This is a genomic window from Ruminococcus sp. FC2018 (assembly GCF_000621805.1).
Taxonomy (GTDB): domain Bacteria; phylum Bacillota; class Clostridia; order Oscillospirales; family Ruminococcaceae; genus Hominimerdicola.
The window spans coordinates 83114-105072 of record NZ_JHXH01000008.1 but is presented as its reverse complement, the minus strand read 5'-3'; the positions used below and the strand labels follow the sequence as shown (position 1 = coordinate 105072).

At 47.1% G+C, this 21959-nt stretch carries 22 protein-coding genes; 15 read left to right on the top strand and 7 right to left on the bottom strand.

The annotated features are described in order from the left end of the window. Positions 1 to 27 precede the first annotated feature (27 nt). From cmk to T494_RS0107165, 6 genes are all read left to right on the top strand, one after another. Positions 28 to 1395 carry a (d)CMP kinase gene (cmk, locus tag T494_RS14335; RefSeq protein WP_028505720.1) on the top strand — a complete coding sequence of 456 codons (1368 nt, stop codon included), beginning with the start codon at positions 28 to 30 and terminating at the stop codon, positions 1393 to 1395. Beyond that, complete coding sequence (locus tag T494_RS0107185) at positions 1396 to 3459, top strand: bifunctional 4-hydroxy-3-methylbut-2-enyl diphosphate reductase/30S ribosomal protein S1 (RefSeq protein ID WP_028505719.1); 2064 nt, start codon at positions 1396 to 1398, stop codon at positions 3457 to 3459. It begins immediately after the preceding gene. A gap of 195 nt (positions 3460 to 3654) precedes the next feature. Continuing rightward, positions 3655 to 5874, top strand: a complete 2220-nt coding sequence (locus T494_RS0107180) for a transglycosylase domain-containing protein (RefSeq protein WP_028505718.1) — start codon at positions 3655 to 3657, stop codon at positions 5872 to 5874. 63 nt (positions 5875 to 5937) lie between these two features. Continuing rightward, positions 5938 to 7053: a class I SAM-dependent RNA methyltransferase gene (locus T494_RS0107175; protein WP_028505717.1), complete on the top strand. Its 1116-nt coding sequence runs from the start codon at positions 5938 to 5940 to the stop codon at positions 7051 to 7053. A gap of 12 nt (positions 7054 to 7065) precedes the next feature. Further along, a complete protein-coding gene (locus T494_RS0107170; protein WP_028505716.1) occupies positions 7066 to 7725 on the top strand; it encodes an HAD family phosphatase in 660 nt (219 codons plus the stop codon). 279 nt (positions 7726 to 8004) lie between these two features. Continuing rightward, the gene (locus T494_RS0107165) at positions 8005 to 8826 is read left to right on the top strand and encodes a zinc ribbon domain-containing protein (RefSeq protein WP_028505715.1); all 822 of its coding nucleotides are present in this window, start codon (positions 8005 to 8007) and stop codon (positions 8824 to 8826) included. Here T494_RS0107165 and T494_RS0107160 read toward each other — a convergent pair. Beyond that, positions 8821 to 9243, bottom strand: coding sequence for a helix-turn-helix transcriptional regulator (locus T494_RS0107160; RefSeq protein ID WP_028505714.1), 423 nt, complete (start codon positions 9241 to 9243; stop codon positions 8821 to 8823). The genes T494_RS0107165 and T494_RS0107160 overlap by 6 nt on opposite strands. Positions 9244 to 9367: 124 nt before the next feature. On the opposite strand from T494_RS0107160, the gene T494_RS0107155 reads away from it, so the two are divergent. Next, positions 9368 to 10021: a serine/threonine-protein kinase gene (locus T494_RS0107155; RefSeq protein ID WP_028505713.1), complete on the top strand. Its 654-nt coding sequence runs from the start codon at positions 9368 to 9370 to the stop codon at positions 10019 to 10021. 71 nt (positions 10022 to 10092) lie between these two features. Here the strand turns inward: T494_RS0107155 and T494_RS0107150 are convergent, their stop codons facing one another. After that, positions 10093 to 10446 (bottom strand): helix-turn-helix transcriptional regulator, encoded by a 354-nt coding sequence (locus tag T494_RS0107150; RefSeq protein ID WP_028505712.1) that lies wholly within the window; start codon positions 10444 to 10446, stop codon positions 10093 to 10095. 141 nt (positions 10447 to 10587) lie between these two features. Here T494_RS0107150 and T494_RS0107145 point away from each other — a divergent pair, with 141 nt between their 5' ends. Both T494_RS0107145 and T494_RS12590 read left to right on the top strand, forming a co-directional pair. Next, entirely contained in the window at positions 10588 to 11205 is a 618-nt protein-coding gene (locus tag T494_RS0107145) for a hypothetical protein (protein ID WP_028505711.1), read from the top strand. 132 nt (positions 11206 to 11337) lie between these two features. Next, positions 11338 to 11628 (top strand): zinc ribbon domain-containing protein, encoded by a 291-nt coding sequence (locus T494_RS12590; RefSeq protein WP_037344211.1) that lies wholly within the window; start codon positions 11338 to 11340, stop codon positions 11626 to 11628. A gap of 221 nt (positions 11629 to 11849) precedes the next feature. Here T494_RS12590 and tsf read toward each other — a convergent pair whose 3' ends face one another. The 5 genes from tsf to T494_RS0107115 all read right to left on the bottom strand — a co-directional run bounded on the left by tsf (position 11850) and on the right by T494_RS0107115 (position 15841). Then, complete coding sequence (gene tsf, locus T494_RS0107135; protein WP_028505710.1) at positions 11850 to 12770, bottom strand: translation elongation factor Ts; 921 nt, start codon at positions 12768 to 12770, stop codon at positions 11850 to 11852. 89 nt (positions 12771 to 12859) lie between these two features. Beyond that, complete coding sequence (gene rpsB, locus T494_RS0107130; RefSeq protein WP_028505709.1) at positions 12860 to 13609, bottom strand: 30S ribosomal protein S2; 750 nt, start codon at positions 13607 to 13609, stop codon at positions 12860 to 12862. Positions 13610 to 13785: 176 nt separating this feature from the next. Continuing rightward, positions 13786 to 14076 carry a YlmC/YmxH family sporulation protein gene (locus T494_RS0107125; protein WP_028505708.1) on the bottom strand — a complete coding sequence of 97 codons (291 nt, stop codon included), beginning with the start codon at positions 14074 to 14076 and terminating at the stop codon, positions 13786 to 13788. 17 nt (positions 14077 to 14093) lie between these two features. After that, positions 14094 to 14864 carry a sporulation initiation factor Spo0A C-terminal domain-containing protein gene (locus T494_RS13420; RefSeq protein ID WP_051540188.1) on the bottom strand — a complete coding sequence of 257 codons (771 nt, stop codon included), beginning with the start codon at positions 14862 to 14864 and terminating at the stop codon, positions 14094 to 14096. 206 nt (positions 14865 to 15070) lie between these two features. After that, positions 15071 to 15841: a SigB/SigF/SigG family RNA polymerase sigma factor gene (locus T494_RS0107115; RefSeq protein ID WP_028505707.1), complete on the bottom strand. Its 771-nt coding sequence runs from the start codon at positions 15839 to 15841 to the stop codon at positions 15071 to 15073. A gap of 214 nt (positions 15842 to 16055) precedes the next feature. Between T494_RS0107115 and T494_RS0107105 the strand changes: the two genes are divergently transcribed. The 6 genes from T494_RS0107105 to T494_RS0107080 all read left to right on the top strand — a co-directional run bounded on the left by T494_RS0107105 (position 16056) and on the right by T494_RS0107080 (position 21958). Beyond that, positions 16056 to 16304, top strand: coding sequence for a TM1266 family iron-only hydrogenase system putative regulator (locus tag T494_RS0107105; RefSeq protein ID WP_028505706.1), 249 nt, complete (start codon positions 16056 to 16058; stop codon positions 16302 to 16304). Positions 16305 to 16492: 188 nt separating this feature from the next. After that, positions 16493 to 17689: a [FeFe] hydrogenase H-cluster maturation GTPase HydF gene (hydF, locus tag T494_RS0107100; protein ID WP_028505705.1), complete on the top strand. Its 1197-nt coding sequence runs from the start codon at positions 16493 to 16495 to the stop codon at positions 17687 to 17689. An 8-nt stretch (positions 17690 to 17697) separates the two neighbouring features. Beyond that, positions 17698 to 18765 carry a [FeFe] hydrogenase H-cluster radical SAM maturase HydE gene (gene hydE, locus T494_RS0107095; protein WP_037344209.1) on the top strand — a complete coding sequence of 356 codons (1068 nt, stop codon included), beginning with the start codon at positions 17698 to 17700 and terminating at the stop codon, positions 18763 to 18765. Continuing rightward, positions 18740 to 19492, top strand: coding sequence for a nitrogenase iron protein NifH (locus tag T494_RS0107090; RefSeq protein WP_028505703.1), 753 nt, complete (start codon positions 18740 to 18742; stop codon positions 19490 to 19492). Before hydE ends, T494_RS0107090 begins: the two co-directional genes overlap by 26 nt. A 1-nt stretch (position 19493) precedes the next feature. After that, positions 19494 to 20822 (top strand): nitrogenase component 1, encoded by a 1329-nt coding sequence (locus T494_RS0107085; RefSeq protein WP_028505702.1) that lies wholly within the window; start codon positions 19494 to 19496, stop codon positions 20820 to 20822. Further along, a complete protein-coding gene (locus T494_RS0107080; RefSeq protein WP_242836408.1) occupies positions 20804 to 21958 on the top strand; it encodes a nitrogenase component 1 in 1155 nt (384 codons plus the stop codon). The genes T494_RS0107085 and T494_RS0107080 overlap by 19 nt, the downstream gene beginning before the upstream one ends. The last annotated feature ends 1 nt before the right edge of the window (position 21959 follow it).

Here is a 21959-nt window from a genome sequence, read left to right as displayed (position 1 = left end):
ATATATACTGAAAGGAATGTGGAAAGAATGAATATAAATGTTGCTCTGGACGGACCTTCGGGTGCGGGAAAATCCACGATAGCAAAGGCTGTGGCGAAAAAACTTGAATATGTGTATGTGGACACAGGTGCCCTTTACCGTGCCGTGGCTTACTATGTGATCTCAAACGGCATAGATCCACAGGACGAGGAGGCTGTTGTGAGCTGTCTTGACAAGATAAAGGTTAGCCTTGAATATATCGGCGGCACACAGCACGTTATGCTTTTCGGAGAGGACGTTTCGGACAAGATAAGGACCCCGGAGATATCCATGGGAGCCTCGGCAGTTTCTGCCAAACCAAAGGTAAGAGAATTTCTCTTTGATCTTCAGCAGGATATTGCAAGAAAAAACAATATAATCATGGACGGGCGTGATATCGGAACGGTGGTGCTGCCCAATGCCCAGGTCAAGATATTTCTCACCGCAACTGCGGAGGAAAGGGCAAACAGACGCTTCAAGGAGCTTCAGGAAAAGGGTGACCCTTCAACCTATGAGCAGGTGCTTGAGGACATTAAGCAGAGGGATTATAACGACACCCACCGTGAAACAGCACCGCTGAAAAAGGCTGACGATGCCATTGAGGTTGACTCGACGAAAATGAGCCTTGAAGAAGTCATAGATACTATCGTGGGCATAATAAAGGACAAGACAAAGTCGTCCGGAAACGGAAAAAGCGGCGGGGAAAAGGTTTCCTCAAAGGCAAGCAGAGAGCTTATGCCCCCAAGACCTATAAGTAAGAAAAAACATCTGAACTTTTTTCATCTGTTCTTCTATAATTTTCTCAGGTATATCGTTATTTTTCTGTACCACTGTTTTTACAATATCAAGTGGGAAGGCAAGGAGAACGTTCCAAAGGACGGCGGAAATATCTTTGCATCAAACCACAGAAGCTACCAGGACCCCGTGTTTACTGCATTGGGTACAAGGGTCCCCATCTCGTATATGGCAAAGGAAGAGCTGTTTCATAAAAACATTTTCTTTACCGGTCTTATCAAGCTGTTCGGCGCATTTCCCGTGGAGAGAGGAAAGGGCGATATGACGGTTATCGATACCTCTATCGAGAAGCTTGAAAAGGGCAGGAACCTTGAGATATTCCCCGAGGGTACACGCTCAAAGGACGGCAAGGTGGGTAAGGGCAAAACAGGCGTGGCTCTTATTGCTGCGGTGGCTCAGACCAAGGTCGTTCCTGTGGGCATCAATTTCAAAGGCGAAAAGCTCAAATTCAGAAGCAAGGTAGTCATAAGATACGGTAAGCCTATTATCCCATCGGAAATAGGAGTGACAGGAACTACTGCCAAGGATCTGAAAATTATCAAGAACGAAATTATGAAAAGCATAACGGAGTTAGTGCATTAAATGTTAACAAATTGTAAAATTTCTGTCGCAGCAACAGCAGGATTTTGTTTTGGTGTAGACAATGCCGTAAAAATAGTGTATAATGAACTGGATAAGCGGAATAATGTGGTCACACTCGGACCGATCATCCATAATTCCGATGTGGTGGAAGACCTCCGCCGCAAAGGTGCGGTCCCGGTGGAGCTTGAACAGGTCCAAAGAGGACAGACTGTGATAATCCGCTCCCATGGTGTGGGGCTTGATGTTTACAAAAAGCTGGAAAATGCCGGTGCGGAGATAGTCGATGCAACCTGTCCGTTTGTGGCAAGGATCCACAGCATAGCCTTTGAAAAGTCAAATGAAGGCTGCACGGTGCTTATCGCAGGTGACGGACAGCACCCGGAGGTAATGGGCATTATGGCTCATTGCATGGGAGAAAGCTATGCTTTTGGCAGCTGCGAGGAGCTTGAGGAGCTGGTCAGGGACAAGGAGCTTGGAGGAAAAAAGACAGTCCTTCTGGCGCAGACCACCTTTAACAGAGCAGTCTGGGAGGATTGCAGTGCAGCGGCGAACAAGCTGCTGAGCAATGTGGAGATCTTCCAGACCATATGCAACGCCACTAACGAAAGACAGCGTGAGACCGCAGAGCTTGCAAAGCAAAGCGACCTTATGGTCATAGTGGGGGGCAGACACAGCTCGAATACACACAAGCTGTATTCGATAGCACAGCAGTATTGTACAAGCGTTCTGGTGGAGAACGCAAAAGAACTTTCGCAGATCGTGCCCGATCTGGCGGGGGTTAGATCCGTTGGGATTTCCGCAGGTGCCTCAACGCCTGCTTATATAATCAAGGAGGTAGAACAAACCATGAGTGATTTACTGAATAATGTTGATGAGGAATTTAACTGGGAAGAGGAGATGGAGAAATCTCTGAAGCCAATACATATCGGAAAGAGAGTAACAGGTACTGTGTTGTCGGTGAACAATAACGAAGTTTATGTTGACCTTGGTACCAAGCAGCAGGGTATGATCCCTGCAAGCGAGCTGACCGACGACCCCAGCAAGAAGCCTGAGGACGTTGTGAGCGTTGGGGATGAGCTTGATCTTATCGTTCTCAAGACTAATGACCAGGACGGCGTTGTTACACTTTCAAAGAAGAAGGTCGACGCTGCTGCCGGCTTTGAGAAGATCGTTGCCGCAAAAGAGGCTGACGAGGTCCTTACAGGTGTTGTTACAAACGTTATCAAGGGCGGCGTGCTTGTTTCATGCAACGGTGTGAAGGTATTTGTTCCTGCATCCCAGGCTGCTCCCAAGAGAGATTTCAACCTTGACGAGCTGCTGAAGAAGGAAGTTGAGTTCAAGATCCTTGAGGTCAACGAGGCTAAGCAGAGAGCGGTCGGATCGATCAGGATCGTTGCAAGAGAGGCAAAGGCTGCCGCACAGACCAAGTTCTTTGAGAACACCCAGCCGGGCGAAGAAGTTGAGGGCGTTGTTAAATCTATCACAGATTACGGCGTATTCGTAGATCTTGGCGGTGTAGACGGACTTGTGAGAAGAATAGATCTTTCATGGAACAGAGATAAGCATCCTTCCGAGGTCGTTTCTGTGGGTGACAAGATCACAGTAAGGATCAAGGATATCGATACCGAGAATAAGAAGATCTCTCTGGTATACAAGAAGGATTCCGAAAATCCATGGGAGATATTCAAGGCAAATTATGAGGCAGGTCAGGTAGTTAAGGCAAAGATCGTTTCTATCACTGCTTTCGGTGCGTTCGCACAGATCATTGAGGGCATTGACGGTCTTATCCACATCTCCCAGATTGCCAACAAGAGAGTTGACAATGTCAACGAGATACTCACAGTAGGCGAAGAGGTAGAGTGCAAGATCACCGAGATCGATCCTGATAAGAAGCGCATAAGCTTGTCTATCAGAGCTTTGCTCCCTGAAGAGGAAGATGTACAGGCTGCAGAGCAGGAAGCTGTTGAGGAGGCACCCGCTGCACAAGAAGCTCCTGCACAGGAGGAGCCTGCCGCACAGGAGGCTGCTGAGCAAGCAACTGCTGATGAAACAACAGACGCTTAAGTAAGCAAGATAATGCGGGGGCGAGGTATCGTCCCCGATTTTGCGTTGAAAACGGTGTCAAAATGCGGCAAATAAACGCTTTTGCAATGCTTTTATTGTTTGAAATGACAAAAATACTGAAGAAAAGATAAAAAGACTTAACTTTTTCATTTGTGTGTGGTATACTAAAAGAAAAACACAAGAAAGGCTGCTTTTATGGAAGACAGAAGAAGAGATGTTCCAAACAGGCGAAGAGGCAGAAGAAAAAAAACAAAAGCAAGATCTGCCATGAGCATAGTGTCAAGAGTGCTCAAGACCCTGGGAACAGTTGTTTTGTCAGTATTTCTGATCGTGATAATCACATCGTGTATTTTCGCAACGGTGCTGACGATATATGTGCTGAATTTTGCGGATACTACATCTACTGTCAGCCTTGATCAGGCTGCGGACAGCAATATCTCAAGATTTCTATATGAAAATCCGGACTACGACGAGAAGGATCCCGCTTCACAGCAGTATAAGCTCTATTACGCTCTGAGAAACCAGAGCAGACACATTCTGTGGACCGATATAGAAAACATCCCTCAGCATGTGCAGGATGCTTTCGTTTACAGTGAGGACGAGCGTTTCTACCAGCATGACGGTATCGACTTCAAGCGTACCATCGGTGCGTTCGTTAATATCTTTATCCCACTTTATCCCGGAAGACAGGGTGGTTCTACTATCACACAGCAGACCATCAAGAATGTTACGGGAGATAAGGAAGCTGCAGGTATCCAGGGTATCGAGAGAAAGGTACGAGAGATATTCCGAACGATCAACGTTGAAAAGACCAACCGAAAAGAGGATATTCTTCAGTGCTACCTGAATATCATACCTCTTGGCACTTCAAAGCACGATATTGCCGGAGTTCAGGCGGCGGCAAACTTCTATTACGGAAAGGATATAAAGGACGTTGACCTTGCAGAGGCTGCTTCACTTGCAGCTATGACCACCGCACCGGCAGCTTATAACCCGCTGGAGGGCGGCAAGGAAAACTATATCAGACGTAAGGTCTGTCTGGACAAGATGCTTGAAAACGGCGCTATATCTGAAGATGAGCACGACCAGGCACTTAACGAAAAGATCAAGATCGTTGGCAATTTCGATTTTTCAAGTGCTACGGTTTACGATGACGAGACCAAGGATCAGGGCGTTACCGATTACTTTATGGATGAAGCTCTTACAGAGGCTGAAAACAGGATATCCAAGTACTACGGCATCACCATAGAGGAAGCCTCCCAGAGGCTTTTCAACGGCGGATTCAATATCTACACCACCGTTGATTACAATCTGCAGAAGAAGCTGGAAAAGGGAATGCAGAACCCTGCTAACTTTACCGCTTATTCACTTGCAGAGGACAATCTGATGTCCGCTTCCATAGCTATGGATTATACAGGAAATGTTAAGGCTGTGGTCGGAAGCAGAAATGCTAAAAAGGAAATGCGTGTGTTCAACACCGCAACACAGGGCGTAAGATCTCCGGGTTCAACAATAAAGCCTATCGCTTCATATGCTCCTGCACTTGAGCAGAACCTTATAACATGGTCAACTATTTTTAAAGATTCACCTATTGTTGTTAAAGATGACAAGGGTAAGGATATTCAGTGGCCGGACAACTACTCCGAGACCGGAGGACACAACTGGAGCAACCAGAATATGTACACCTGGCAGATGCTGGCGCAGTCAAAGAATACTGCTCCTGCACAGCTGATACAAAAGCTCACACCTGAGTATTCGTATAACTTCCTGAAGGAAAAGCTGGATATAACTACTCTTGAAGAGACAGATGCACACATCTATTCCGGTGTTACTGTCGGAGGCCTTACAAACGGAACCCACCTTGAAGAGCTGGTTGGCGCATATATGATCTTCGGCAACGGCGGAAGAAAGTACGAGGTATCCTACATTTCCAGCATCGAAGACGCATCCGGTAAGGTCATTTATGAGAAGCCGGATGGATATAAGCAGGCTATCTCAGAATCCACCGCTTATATCATGAACAGAATGATGCAGAACGTTGTAAACGATTCCACAGGTACCGGAAGAAACGCTAAGCTTATCACCACCGATCTGGTGGCTAAGACAGGTACATCGACCGAATGGAAGGACCTTACTTTTGTGGGATGTACTCCGGACTATGTATCGGGCGTATGGATCGGTTACGACAATCACAAGCAGATACCTACCCAAAGCTATTATAACAGCGACCAGCTGTGGAAAAACCTGTTTGGAGAATACTTTGAAAGCGAACCGGATAAGACATTCACCATGCCTGACTCGGTGGTCAAGACAAAGTATTGCAGAACCACAGGACTTGTGGCTTCAAAGACCTGCGGAAATACCGCAGAGGGCTACTTCAAGAAGTCGGAGCTGTCCAAGGTCTGCAACCACTGACAGATAATAAGCTATACCCCCATATCAGGTTGATCTGGGGGTATTTTTTTAGAAAGGATAAGTATGGATAAGATAAAACTGTGCGTGCCATGCCATTTCGGGCTGGAGAGCGTTGTTGCTTTTGAAGTGAAAAAGGCTGGTGGAGAAAATCTTGTGACCACCGACGGAAAGGTAAGCTTTGAGGGGGATCTTGAAACTCTTGCAAAGGCAAACCTTTGGATATCCTCGGGAGAAAGAGTGCTTATTGAGCTGGCAAGCTTCGAGGCAAGGAGCTTTGAGGAGCTTTTTGAGGGCGTAAGGGCGATTCACCTTGAGGACTTTGTGGGAAGCAAGGACGCATTTCCTGTAAAGGGCAGCTGCCTCAATTCAAAGCTTCACTCCGTTCCGGACTGCCAGAGGATAATCAAAAAAGCCTGCGTTAAAAGGCTTGAAAGCGTTTACGGCATAAGCCGTTTCGAGGAGACAGGGGCAAAGCACCAGATACAGTTTATTATACTCAAGGACAGGGCGAGCGTTTATCTTGACACCTCGGGAGAGGGACTGCACAAGCGAGGATACCGGCGCAATTCCAACGATGCGCCAATAAAGGAGACACTTGCGGCAGGCATTATCGACCTGGCGAGAGTCAGAGAAAACACGGTAGTGTGTGACCCCATGTGCGGCTCGGGGACTTTTCTTATCGAGTCGGCTTACAAGGCTATGAATATCGCCTGCGGGCTTAGGAGAAATTTTGCAGCACAGCAGTGGGAGCAGATACCACAAACCGTATGGCAGAACGCACGGGCGGAGGCTATGGACCTTATTAAGCGTGACTGCGGATTTAAGGGTTACGGCTTTGATATTGATGAGCTTGCGGTGGATCTTTCAAGCGCAAACGCTAAAAAAGCCGGTGTGGGCAGCAGGATACAGGTCAGACAGCAGGACATTTCCAAACTGGAGCTGCCCGGTAACTGCACGGTTTTCTGCAATCCGCCATATGGAGAAAGGCTGCTTGACATAAGGGCTGCGGAGGAGCTTTACAAGAAAATGGGGCATGTGCTGAGTCCGTCACGGGACAATCCTTGTTATATTATTTCGCCGCACGAGGAATTTGAAAAGTTTTTCGGAAAAAAGGCGGACAAAAAGCGCAAGCTTTACAACGGAATGATAAAGTGCGACTTATATATGTATTTCAGATAGGGGAGAGGCAAAATGAAACTCAGTGAACTTGATGCTGTGGTTTTTGATATGGACGGAATAATTTTCGACACTGAGGTGATCGCTCTGCGCAGCTGGCAGGACGCTGCTGACGCACATGGGCTGGGCGACATAAGCGAGACTGCAATGAAGTGCGTGGGCAGAAGCACTGCGGACACTCTGAAGATTTTTGAGGATGCTTACGGTGACAAGGTGAGTATTGAGCAGATGCACATTGAGTGCATAGAGCGCTTCAAGGAGATAATTCAGACCGAGGGGATCCCGGTAAAAAAAGGTGCGAGGGAGCTGCTGGAATACCTCAAAGAAAGCGGTGCAAAGGTCGCACTTGCGTCGTCGACACAATACGACGTTGTGGTCAGCGAGCTTAAAGATGCAGGTCTGCTGGAGTATTTCAGCGTAATTGTAGGCGGTGACATGATAGAGCACTCAAAGCCCGAGCCGGAGATATATCTGCTTGCCTGCGAGAAGCTGGGTGCTGACCCGAAAAAGTCGGCGGCGGTGGAGGACTCACGCAATGGTATAATCTCGGCGAGCAGGGCAGGAATGTATCCGCTGCTTGTGCCGGATATTATCCAGCCTGACGAGGAAATGCTAAAGCTTGCGCACAAGAAGTTTGCAGATCTGCTTGAAGTGAAAGAATACCTGCAAGTATAACAGGCAGTCGAGTTGTTTGGGGAAACCCTTTTGGAGAAGAGTTTTCCACAAACCTGCATGATACCCTTAGGGTAGTGAAACCAAAAACCGAATAGGACAACACCTCCGCTGGTAATTCACCGGCGGAGTTTTTGCATCTTGAAATATCTGTTGATGTGTAGTATAATCTAATTGCCGATGCTGGGGTGAGATCTTCTTGTCGCAGCCGATGCCTTGTAAAAATAAAACGGATTTTGGTCAAAGTAAAATATAGTCGATAAACATCAAAGGGGAAATGCTATGGATACCTTCAGCTGCCCTCACTGTGGAGGTGATGTCCCGCAGGGTATGCGGTTTTGTCCGCATTGCATGACAACGCTCGTGCAGACCGAAAATGTTGAAGTAAAACAGCCGGGGAATAAAAAGAAGCGATATGTCATTGCTATAGCAGCGTGTGCGAGCGCTGTTATGGCGGTGTGCGGTTATTTCATTTTTGCCCGAAGCAGCGGCGATGATAGTTCAGCACAAAATAAAAACACCGACACTTCTGTAAGTGCCGATGTTTCACAAACGCAGAGTTCTACCGAAAGCCTGAAAAGCAGGGAAACCGCTGCAAGCACAACAACTTCCGCAGCACCAGCCGAAACTACAACGTCCCAGCAGATCACGTTTGAAACGCAGACCACTTCGCTGAGTCCCCAGAATAAGCAGACGCTTAACAGCACGATAGACCCCGAAACTCTTGCAGCCGGGATAAACAACTGGTGTTCAGCTCACAGCAGCAAATATTTCGGAATTAATAGTGCACAAGACATTAAATCCGAACAGGACGCAGACGCAACAACGCTGTCTTTTACCGACAAAAGTGGTGCTTTTATAAATATCGGGACTAATAAAAACGGAAACATCAGTATCTATATTCGTATCAGTCACGTTTCCTACGCCGCAAATGATCCTCACACCAAAGAGATACTTTCCGCACTGGGAGAGGTATTTTTTGGCTGTGACCTCAATGGCAGGAACAGCACATTTACCGAGAACGGTTATTCATTTGAGATATTGAGCAGAAATATGCCTGAGCTTGGTTTCAGTGAATACAGTATCGACGCAAAAAAGTCATAGTGTTGCTTCGCCGTGAGAATAAAGCTCATTGTTTGTTTCAACGACAGTTTTGTGGTTTTGTATGCAGAAAATGATAATGCTGTCACGTTTGTGTTTGGCATACAAAAACGGATAGCCAGACAGCTTTAAAAAACTCTGCACCTCATCAAGCGAAAGCGACATTGCAATAAGCAGGGAAAGTATCTTATCACGGCTCGGGGCTTCCTTAACGCCTGAAAATATCTGATAGGCATATACCTGGCTTATCTCAGACTTTGCTATTACATCTGATTTGGAAAGACCTTTTTCTTCAAGCAGTGCCTCAAGCATTTCCGAGACTTTTTTTGCTGAAATGCTCCCGGAGTTTTCGTCGAGATACTCGTCGATAGTGTTGGCAGACTTTATCTCGTCAAGCAACTCGTCGGTGGATTTGTTCATATAGTTTACTCCTTTTAAAGTATTTACATCACACTTGGATTATAACACGCTTAATTCGATTTTACAAGGGGGCGGTAGTATAAACTTTTCGGAAATACTGAAAACCGAATACACTCTTGTATCTGTGCTTGGCAGCAAGCAGGGCAGCGAGCTGATACGCTATCGCAACAATAAGCTTGGCAGGGATATGGTGGTGCGGAAGCTAAAAAGCGGAACTAACACCGAGGTTTACCGCAGGCTATCGGGCATAAGCCAGAAAAACCTTGTGCAGATATTTGATGTTGTCACGCAGCAGGACTTTGCATATATTCTCGAAGAATATATCGAGGGCATCTGTCTTTCGCAGCTTGTTCCCATGAAGCAGCAGGGTGCACAGCAGGTAATTGTCCAGCTTGCAAAGGCACTTTATGTGCTGCATTCGCTTGGCATAGTCCACCGTGATATCAAAGAGGATAACGTTATCCTGACCGAAAACGGCACTGTGAAGCTGACCGATTTTGATATATCCAAAATATACACGCAGGGAAAAAGCCGTGATACAGTGCTTCTTGGTACAGCGACCTATGCTCCTCCCGAACAGTTCGGACTTGCACAAACCGACAGCAGAAGCGATATTTATGCTCTTGGAATTCTTGCAAATAAGCTTGTCACAGGCGAGCACCCATCGGTAAAGCTGTTTACAAAGGGCAGACTTGGCAGATTTATAGCAAAGGCAACAAATATAAGCCCCGAAAAACGCTTTGATTCCGCCGAAGATGTGCTTTCACACTTTGGTTAGATATTATAATTATGCCGACAGCATAAGACAAAAAAGACCTCCTATGGTATAATCACCGTAGGAGGATTTTTTTACATTTCGTCGATATTCTCCGCTAAAATTTTGATCGTGCTGAGGAATTTGCTCACCTGCTCGGGTGAATGGTTTTTAAGCTCTGCCGAAATGCTTTGGAGAACATTTGCATCACTGTTCTGATCCTTTGCATCAAGCAGAAGATAATCAAGGCTTATTTCCAGCACGGTCGAAATACTTATAGCCGTATTCAGGGACAGCTGCCGTGAGCCACGTTCGATATGCCCAATATACGAGGAAGTTATGCCGCAAAGGTCTGCAAGCTGCTCCTGGCTCATTCCCAGCTTTGCCCTGCGGCTTCGTATCTTTTCGCCAATGGCGTTATAATCGGGGATTATTCTGCCGTTATTCATTTGCATCACCGTTTTTATTATACATTGTGAACAAATAATTTGTAAATATACTGTATGTCATAATATTGACAAACAGAACAGGCGGTGGTATAATAAATTTGTTGAAAGATGACAACAAAATAGTTTGAGGAGGAAAATTTTATGAAAAAGTTTTTATCGTTGGTATTAGCCACTGTACTTACTGTCGGAATGATGACAGCCTGCGACGATTCAAGCTCCGAAGCGACAAAATCTTCATCAAGTTCAAATACTGAAACAACCACTACGACCACAACAAGTCAAACGACATCTGAAACTACAACAACAACTACCACTACAGCTAAGCAGACAACTACGACTACTACAAGCCAGACAGAAGCTGTTGCAGGCAAGGCAACGGGCGACAGACCTACACTTAAAGGAAAAGCAAATTTGTATGTATTGACGGAAAAAAAGACCCGTTATAAGGAAGCTGCAATAGGATGTAATATGTCATCTTCTGAAAAATATCTAGTGACAAAATTTTATACAGGTAATGATTTCATGGAGTCTCTGGATAAAAGGTTTGGGAGCAATGGAAAATGGACAAAAACACCCGATAGTTCCAGCGCATATGATTATACTTTTAAAGGAACTACAACTGATCCTTCTGGCAATGAACTTACATTTTTTATTGCTGTAACAATTAACAAAAATGACAATACAAAGTTTGGCGGTTTTTTTTCACATCACAGCAAAACAATGGACAACGTGGATGTATTTAAATTTATCTTCACCTAAGAAAAAAACAAATTTACGACAAGGCAATGGCTGAATCTTAAGATAGTATACATGTTCACAATTATATAGTAGAATGACACCTAGCCGATACCTACTGTTTGGCGACAACAAAATAAAAAGGAGGTCATTTTTATGGCATTTTGCAGAAAGTGCGGAAAAGAGATCGACGATGAGGCGGTGATATGCCCTCATTGCGGAGTACCGCAGCAAGATTTACAGCAAGCGGCAAAGCCGGCTGAGGACAACAGAAAAGCGACCGGTATTGAAATTGCCGGATCCATTCTAATTCCAATAATCGGAATTATTCTGGGCATTGCTTACTATGCTTCCGGTAAGAAAAAAGCGGGTTCAACACTACTTGCCGCAGGATTGATAGCATCAACAGTATTTGGTCTTATTATCTCAATAAGTGCAAGCTTATAGTGTGGTGCTTACAGTAACAAAGCTCAAGTAACTCAAAAATAATGAGATCTCCATAATACTACCCTTACAAAGCTCCCTCTGCCGTTTCGGTAAAGGGAGCTTAAATTTGTTGCTTCGGTGTAATGTTTGTATACTATCCGATATGAAACCGTGTATGACCATAAATAGTGATAAAAAAAGACTGGTGCATTTTTGCGCCAGCCTTTATGATAAGTTTTATATTACTTGATCATTGAAGCAACTTCGTCTGCGAAATTGTCTTCCTTCTTCTCAACGCCCTCGCCACGCTCAAAACGAACGTACTCTACAACGTCGATCTTGCCGCCGAGCTTCTTTGCTACGCTGTCAACATATGCGCCGACAGTCTGCTTATCGTCCTTAACGAAAGCCTGTTCAAGCAGGCAGTTCTCGGAATAGAACTTGCCGAGCTTGCCCTCGATGATCTTGATCTTTACCTGCTCAGGCTTGTTAGCCATCTTAGGATCGTCAGCCATCTGTGCCAGCTGGATCTTCTTCTCTTCCTCAAGTGCATCAGCAGGAACAGCTGCTCTGTTGAGGTAAGATGGGTTCATAGCTGCTACCTGGAGTGCGCAGTCCTTACCTGCTGCAAGCAGATCAGCGTTGTCAGCAGCGATATCGGACTCAAGCTTTACGATAACAGCGATGCTTCCGCCGCCGTGAACGTAAGGAACGAGGATACCCTCAAATCTCTTGAAACGTCTGATGACCATGTTCTCTCTGATCTTGATAAACAGATTCTGCAGAGCTTCCTCAACTGTTGTGTCGCCGCCTGCGATCTTGCAAGCCTTGAGAGCCTCAACATCGGCAGGATTCTGCTCGATAACTGTCTTTGCGGTTGCAGCTACGAAATCCTTGAACTCCTGGTTATTTGCAGCGAAGTCTGTCTCGATATTAACCTCGAGTACGCAGCCAACGTTACCCTCGACAACAGCTGTGCAGATACCCTCTGCAGCAACTCTGCCGCTCTTCTTAGCCTGGGTAGCAAGTCCCTTTTCACGAAGAACAAGGATTGCCTTTTCCATATCGCCGTCTGTTTCAACAAGAGCCTTCTTGCAGTCCATCATGCCAACGCCTGTTGCTGTCATAAGCTCTTTGATCTCCTGTACAGATACCTTTCCCATTTATATTTCCTCCATTCGATTAGATCCTTTATTCGTCAAAACAAGGCAGACAAATTATAAAACTTATCTGCCCTGCGCTTTGTCATTGATTATTCAGCAGTCTCTTCCTCTGCTTCCTCTACCTTTTCGGTCTCCTCATCGCTTGCCACAGCGTCTTCACCCTGTCTGCCCTCGATGATAGCGTTAGCCATGCAGCCTGCAATAAGCTTTACAGCTCTGATAGCGTCGTCGTTTCCGGGGATAACGTAATCAACGTCGTCCGGATCGCAGTTTGTATCTACGATAGCGACTACCGGGATACCCAGCTTCTTAGCCTCTGCAACAGCTATCTTTTCCTTTCTTGGGTCAACAACGAAAAGTGCTCCGGGGAGCTTCTTCATGTTCTTGATACCGCCAAGGAACTTCTCCAGCTTTTCGATCTCCAGCTTGAGCTTTGTAACTTCCTTCTTTGGCAGAAGATCAAATGTGCCGTCCTCTTCCATCTTGTTGAGCTGCTCAAGTCTCTTGATACGCTGCTGGATGGTCTTGAAGTTTGTCATCATTCCGCCGAGCCATCTTGCGTTTACGTAGTGAGCGTCAGCTCTGGTAGCCTCTTCCTTAATGGAATCGCCAGCCTGCTTCTTTGTACCTACAAAAAGTACCTCGCCGCCCTGTGCTGCTACATCACGGACAAACATATAAGCCTCTTCCAGCTTCTTAACTGTCTTCTGCAGGTCGATGATGTAGATGCCGTTCCTTTCTGTGAAAATGTACGGTGCCATTTTCGGGTTCCATCTTCTTGTCTGGTGACCAAAGTGTACACCAGCCTCAAGAAGCTGCTTCATTGATACTACTCCCATTGTAGTAACCTCCTGTTTGGTTTTTGATTTCCGCCTTGCGGCGTGCTTATTTCCTCCGGAGCGTCACACTTGCCTCAACCCATTTTACAATGGGACCAACGGCAACAAACGCATCCGTGCGAATTGCTCTGATATTATACCATATTTTTCACCTTATTGCAAGTTTTATCGCTCCGTCATTTTAACAAATTTTCAACAAGAAAGCTTTTTGTTTTTGTGGATATTGTCTTTTGCTCAAAATCCACAAGGATTATATCTTCGCCGATAAGCTGTATGTCGGTGCATTTTATTACAATATCGTCATCTCTGCCCATTATTCCAAAGGCTCTGGGTTTACCATAGACCACAAGAGAGACTATTTTACCCGACACAGTGTCAAGCTCCGCATCGTCCACAAAGCCAAGCTTCATACCCGAGCGAAGGTCCACAACTTCTTTGTTTCTGAGACCGGAAAAGCTGCATATCATAGTTTTCACCTCAGAAACTATATATGCAGCTTATGGCTTGGGCTATTCTTAAAAATGGCGGTGGTATCCCCGGAGAAACATTGGACAAGGGCGTTTATGAATTCAAGGTTTGTGGGTCGCTTTCCACGCAGATACAGGTCCTTCATGCAAAGGGACAAAAGCTCTGTGTTGGTGGTATTCCAGCAGCTGTTTACGGAAATCCTGATGGAGTGCTCCACGCTTTTTACGGTGGTATCGTATTTCTTTGCTATGTAATCATACAGGTAGCCGTGGAGCCTGACTTTTCCGCTGTGGTCGGAGAGCAGCGCTGCTACGCTGTCGCAGATATAGGTGTTGCCACGCTGCTTTTTGGAGGGGTTGAGCTTGAGTATCAAGCTGTAAAGCTTGTTGTTCAGCATTTCTCCCCGAGTGCTTTCGTCCTGCTCGTTAAACAGCAATCTGTTTATGCTTTTTACCACGGTGGGTATGTCATATGGGTGGTGAAAGCTGCCTTTTATCTCCTTCAGATTTATTCCCGGCTCCAGCCAGGGATCCTCATACGTGCCTATATTTATTATGGGATATTTCACCCCTTTGACGTTTGCAGCCATAACAATTTCACGCAGGTCGTCAAGTCCTATCCTGCTCACATTTAGAATGATAAGGTCGGGCACGAGATCCGCAAGTATTATACTTAGCTCAATAGGACTGTTTTTACAGATCTTGCATTGGTAGTCAAACTCACTGACAGCTTTTATTAGCCGTGAGTGCTGCCCTGTATAGTCTTCTGCGATAAGGATAGTTTTCATCGGTATATCTTTCCTTGCTTATATGAGTATTGTATGGCTGGGTATGGTTACGGTTCGTCCAATATATTTTGTAATTATACAATATTTTGCCTTGAAAATCAAATTTTAGGGAGCAACGACGGATAAAGTTGCCATATAAGCAAAGAAAATTTACAGTTTGTTAAAAATTACAAAAAAACAAGTCGAAAAATAAAGAAAGAGCAGCTTTAAAACTGCTCCTTTATCCTGTCCAGTGCTCCTTTTTCAAGTCTGGAGACCTGCGCCTGGGAGATACCTATCGTCTTTGCGACCTCCATCTGGGTGGCGCCTTTGAAAAATCTCAGATAGAGAATTTGTTTTTCACGGGGTTTAAGGGCGGCGATGGTCTCCTTTACGGAAAGCTCGTCCAGCCAGGTCTTATCGTCGCAGCTGTCCTTTATCTGGTCAAGGACATACAGGGTGTCTCCGGAATCGGAATACACCGGGTCGTAAAGAGACAGCGGCTCGCTTACCGATTCCATGGCGGTAACAATATCGCTGCGCTGTTCACCGGTCTCGATCGCTATCTCGGTGGGAGTAGGCTCACGGCGCAGCTTCTCGGTGAGCTTTTCCTTGGCAAGCATGGATTTGTACGCAAGGTCACGCAGGGAGCGGCTGACTCTTACGGGCTGGAAGTCACGCAGGTACCGCCTTACTTCCCCTGCTATCATGGGGTGGGCATAGGATGAGAACTTGACGGCAAACTTGGGGTCGAAATTGTCGATAGCCTTGATAAGTCCCACAACGCCTACCTGAAAAAGGTCGTCGGCGCAATCGCTCCTGCCGGTGAACCTTTGCAAAACGCTGAGCACAAGGCGCAGATTGCCGTTTATAAGCTCCTCTCTGGCTTTTTTGTCGCCGTTTCTGGTCCTTTCCAGAAGCTCAAGCTTCTCCTCCTCGGTGAGCACCTTGAGAGAGTTTGTATCAACTCCGCTTATCTCCACTTTGTTGAACTGCATATCATCACCCTTTTTATTCTGCCGTTGACGGCTTTGGTTATGTAAAAGGGCAGGTGCTTATGTGTATTATTTCCCTTTACGGACGCATTATTCATAAAAAAGGAAAAGCTGAGAACAATATGTTAAAAGGCGCAGATGCTGTTGACAAAGGGTCGGTAATATGGTATATTGAAATTGTAGTAATATGGTCCTTTTTCGGGAATGGAGGTTTATAGTGGAAACGAGAGTTGCTGTTATAGCCGTGATCGCTGAGGACTATGATGCTGCCGGGCAGATAAACGCTGTGCTGCATGAGTACGGTGAGTTTATAATCGGCAGGATGGGAGTGCCTTATCGGAACAAGGGGATCAACATCATAAGCGTGGCGATAGATGCACCGCAGGATAAGATCAACACCCTTGCAGGCAGGATAGGCAGGATCAGCGGAGTGACGGCAAAGACTCTCTATTCGGGCAAGCAGTAAAAACAGAATAAATATTATCTCCTGACGCTGAAATAATTATTGAGGCGAAAGCTTGATAGATGTAAAAAAAACAGGGTATGTTCATTGTAGGGACATATGGTTTTTGTGTGCAGTTTATCCGTCGGGGTGAGCTGTTTTTTTATTGCGTGACGGACAGAGAAAAATCAAAAGAAAGGGAGCGCAGATGTATGGGACTTAACGATATTCCTTCTTCGGAGCGTTTGCATATCGGTTTCTTCGGCAGAAGAAATGCCGGCAAGTCAAGCATTGTCAATGCTGTGACAAACCAGGGGCTTAGTCTTGTGTCGGATGTGGCGGGGACTACCACCGACCCTGTGTACAAGGCAATGGAGCTTTTGCCGCTGGGTCCGGTGGTCATAATTGACACGGCAGGCTTTGACGACGAGGGAGAGCTTGGACAGATGCGTGTTCAGAGCACGAGAAAAGCTCTTAACCGGACAGATATAGCTGTGCTCGTAACAGACGCACAGGTGGGTATCGGTCAATGGGAAAGGGAGCTTGTTGAGCTTTTTGAAAAAAAGCAGATACCATTTTTAATCGCCGTGAACAAGACGGATATTGTAAGCGGTAAGGTTCAGGGGGAAAACTGTGCATATGTAAGCGCAAAGACGGGCGACGGTATTGAGGAGCTGAAAGAAAAACTGGGTGCTTTGGCAGATAAGCCCGGACGGGCAGCGAGAATAATCGGTGACAAGCTGGAAAGGAACGACCTTGTGGTGCTTGTTGTGCCTATCGACGAAAGCGCACCAAAGGGCAGACTTATTCTGCCACAGCAGCAGACTATAAGGGATATCCTCGATGCAGATGCCTGTGCTGTAGTGGTCAAGGACACAGAGCTGGGGGACACTTTAAAGACTCTTGGTAAAAAGCCGAGGCTGGTCATAACCGACAGCCAGGCTTTTGCCTCGGCAAACAGACAGACACCGCCCGGTATAATGCTAACATCGTTTTCTATCCTTATGGCAAGGTACAAGGGCTTTCTTGACACGGCTGTGGAGGGTGCGGCAGCTATCGACAGGCTGAAAAGCGGTGACAGGGTGCTTATCTCAGAGGGCTGTACACACCACAGACAGTGCGGTGACATAGGAACGGTGAAGATACCCGGCTGGCTGAAAAAGCACACGGGCATGGAGATCGATATTTCAACCACCTCCGGCAGAGAGTTCCCCGACGACCTTTCGCAATATTCACTGGTGATACACTGCGGCGGCTGTATGCTTACCCCAAGGGAAATGAGTTTGCGTATGAAGTGCGCATCGGACCAGGATGTGCCGTTTACAAATTACGGAGTGGCTATTGCCCACATGACGGGGATACTCAAACGCAGCGTTGAGATTTTCCCGCACCTTTACAATAAATTGTGAGTGATGATATGAACAACAAAGAACTTATAGATCTGCTGGAAAAAACAAGGCATCTGGACAGGCAGCAGTGGATCGCTCTTCTTGAAAGCTATACCGATGAGGACAGGGCGTATGCGGCGCACAAGGCAGCTCAGACAGCTGTGAAAGTGTTCGGCAAAGAGATATTTATCCGTGGTATAGTTGAGTTCTCAAATGTGTGCAGAAACGATTGCTATTACTGCGGGATAAGAAAGTCAAATGCAAACTGTGAGCGTTACCGCCTTACCAAAGAGCAGATCCTTGACTGCTGCGATGCAGGCTACGAGTACGGCTTTCGCACCTTTGTGCTGCAAAGCGGTGAGGACAAAAGCTTCACCACCGACAAGCTGTGCGATATAGTTGGCAGCATAAAAAAAGCTCACCCCGACTGTGCGGTGACTTTGTCGGTGGGAGAGCTGGAGTATGAAGATTACAAGAGGCTCTTTGATGCTGGGGCAGACAGATATCTGCTGCGCCACGAGACCGCAAACCCGGAGCATTACAGAAAGCTGCATCCAAGCGATATGAGCTGGCAGAGGAGAATGGACTGCCTGAAACAGCTTAAAGAGATAGGCTATCAGACAGGCTGCGGAATGATGGTGGGTGCGCCGTACCAGACGGTTGAGGATATAGCCGACGACCTTATGTTTGTCGAGAGATTTAAACCGGAAATGATAGGCATGGGACCGTTTATCCCTCACAAGGACACACCCTTTAAGGACAAGCCTGCGGGGAGTTATGAGCTGACGCTGTTTCTTATAAGCCTTTGCAGACTTATGCTGCCTGATTGTCTTATCCCTGCGACTACGGCGCTGGGAACTATTCGTCCCGACGGCAGGGAACATGGCGTGATGGCAGGTGCAAATGTTATAATGCCAAATCTCTCGCCTATGAACGTGCGCAAAAAGTATCTTCTGTACGATGGCAAGATATGTACGGGCGATGAGTCTGCACAGTGCAGAGCGTGCCTTGAAAGGCGGATGGAGTCAATAGGATACAAGGTCATTATTACAAGAGGAGACCATAAGAGTTATGATAAAGATAGCAGTTTACGGTAAGGGCGGCATAGGTAAGTCCACAACCGTTTCAAATTTAGCTGTGGCACTGGTGAAAAAAGGGCTGAGGGTGATGCAGATAGGCTGCGATCCCAAGGCGGATTCTACCTCGCTGCTCAACGGCGGCAGGAGGATAAAGACGGTGCTTGACCTGGTGCGTGAAAAAGGGGATGATTTTACTCTTGAGGACATGGTCACGGTGGGCGATGAGGGAGTTTTCTGCGTTGAGGCAGGAGGTCCTGTACCCGGGCTTGGCTGTGCGGGGAGAGGAATAATCGCTGCTCTGGAGCGGCTTGAAAAGAAGGGCGCATATGAAAAGTACAAGCCTGATGTGGTGCTTTACGACGTGCTGGGCGATGTGGTGTGCGGCGGCTTTTCAATGCCCATGCACAGGGGCTACGCTCAGAAGGTATTTATAGTTACCTCCGGGGAAAAGATGTCATGTTATGCGGCGGGCAATATCGCTATGGCGATAGACAACTTCAAGGGCAGAGGCTATGCACAGCTGGGAGGGCTTATTCTCAACAGACGTAATGTTGAAAACGAGCTTGAAAACGTGCAGACACTTGCAAAGGACTTTGGTACGGTCATCGTTGGTGACCTTGAACGCAGCAGGCTTGTGCAGGAATGTGACAGGCTGGGAACTACGGTGATGAAAAAGTATCCCGACAGCGACATGGCAAGGCAGTATGAAAGGCTTGCCGATGGGATAATGAAAGGTTTTGAGTGATATGCTGAAAAAGGCAGGCGGCGAGCTTACAAAGCCGTGCGGTATAAAGATAGCACAGGCTGAATTCCCCCGCCCGTTTGCAGGTGGTCTTGAATACAGTCCTCCTGCAAGGGGAGATTGGAACATTGTGCACATAGGGCTGCTCATACCCCAGGCACATCAGATATATTTCTGCGCACAGGGCTGCCTTCGGGGCGTGGTACAGACAACGGCGGAAATGGACGCTATGGACAGGCTGTCCTGGGCATATCTGTGCGATGAGGATTACGCCGACGGAAATATGGAGCAGAATATAATAGATTCGGTCACACAGGTCATAAAGCGCATGGAGCAAAGACCGCCCTGCATACTTGTTTTTTTAAGCTGTATGCACCTTTTTGCAGGTGTGGATTTTGACATTATCATCGAGGAGCTTGAAAGCAGATTTGCAGGTGTGGATTTTGTAAAATGCTATATGACTCCCACCATGCGATTCAGCGGGCTGCCTCCCGTGCCGACAATGTACAGACAGATGTTCGTTCCTCTGCCTGAGACCGCAAAGGACGGCGGAGTTAATATTATCGGGTACAACTGGGCGTTTGAGGAAAGCTGCGAGCTTGTGAGGATAATAAAAAACTCGGGAAGAGTGCTCCGCCAGCTGCCCGGCTGCGTAAGCTATCAGCAGTATCTTGAAATGGCAAAGTCGTCGCTTAATATAACGGTTATACCCGAGGCTTCGGCGGCGGGTGAGGAGCTTGAACAAAGGCTTGGGCAGAAGCATCTGTATCTGCCGGTGAGCTGGGACTTTGAGAAGATAAAGGACAATTACAAAGCTCTGTGCAGAGAGTTGGGAGTGGAAATGCCCGACTTTAGCGAAGCCGAAAACAAGGCAAGGAAGGCTCTTGAGGCGGCTGCAAAAGCTCTTGACGGCGAGCCTGCTGCGGTGGACTTTACGGCGGCTCACAAGCCGTTTGAGCTGTGCGCCTTGCTGCTTGATAACGGCATTGGCGTAAGACGCATTTTCGTTGATGTTATAAGTGAGGAGGACAGGGGTGCTTTTGAGCATATCAAGGAGCACTATCCCGACGTGGAGATATTCCCCACGGCGGATTCCTCGATGAGGTTTTTTGCGTCCGCTGACGGGGAAGAAAACCGATACTTTGCCATAGGTCAGAGAGCAGCATATTTCTGCTGCACAGATTACTTTGTGGATATGGTGGGCGCAAGGGGCTGCTATGGCTTTGACGGCATTGTGGCTATGGCAGAGCAGATAGCTGATGCAGCCCGCAACCCAAAGGACAGAAGGACTGTTATACAGCACAAGGGAGCGGGGTGTCAGAGCTGCCTATGATACATTATGCAAGAATAATATCCTGCTACACGGCAGATACGTCGGGAGTCTGCTCGGCGCTTTACGAGCTGGGGGGGATGGTTGTTGTCCACGATGCCTCCGGATGCAATTCCACCTATGCTACCCATGACGAGCCTCGCTGGTACGATATGGACAGCATGATATATGTTTCTGCCCTTACGGAGATAGATGCTGTAATGGGCAACGACGAAAGGTTTATAAATGACGTGTGCAGATCGGCGGAAAAGCTGGGACCGAAGTTCATAGCTATATGCGGTTCGCCGATGCCGGCAATGACGGGGACGGATTTTGATGCCCTGGCAAGTGTTATACAAAGCCGCTGCGGAATACCCACCCACCCAATGCACACCAACGGCATGAAAAGCTATGTCTCAGGTGCATCCGAGGCGTTTGAGATGCTGGCACGCTGTTACTGCGGCAGCACAGGCAATGTTAAAAACGCAGTCAACATTCTTGGAGCGACTCCCCTTGACCTTTCAAGGCAGGAGATAGTGGATTCCATATGGGCGTGGCTTAAAAAATGCGGCTTTGAAAAAGGCTGCTGCATGGCTATGGGAAGCAGCCTTGATGACTATAAAACAGCAGGGGATGCACGGTGCAATCTGGTTGTGTCCTCAAGCGGTCTCAGGGCAGCAAAAGTGCTGCAGGAAAGATTCGGTACGCCGTATGTTGTGGGACTTCCTCTTGGAGAAGAGTTTGCTGTGGCTCTGGGAGAAGATATACACAGGGCTGTGGAGGGAAAAACAGAAATCGTTTCCTGCGCACTGCGTGGTGAAATCTGTGCGGACTGCAAAACGGTAGTTGTGGGTGAAAGCGTTTACGCAGGCTCTCTGGCAAGAGGGATCATGATGCACACAGGCAAGCCGGTCAGAGTGATACACACCCTTGATGCCGGCGGGGAGCTTATCGCCGGCGGGGATAGAAAAATCACTGACGAGGACAAGCTTGAGGAGGAATTTGCAAAGTGCAGCTGTGTTATCGCAGACCCGCTTTTCAAGCCAATAGCCCCTGCAAACGCAAAGTTTGTACCTATACCTCACGAGGCTTTTTCGGGAAGATGCTTCAGAAAGAACATCCCGGATCTTGTGGATAAAAAACTTGGATTGGAGTTATGAT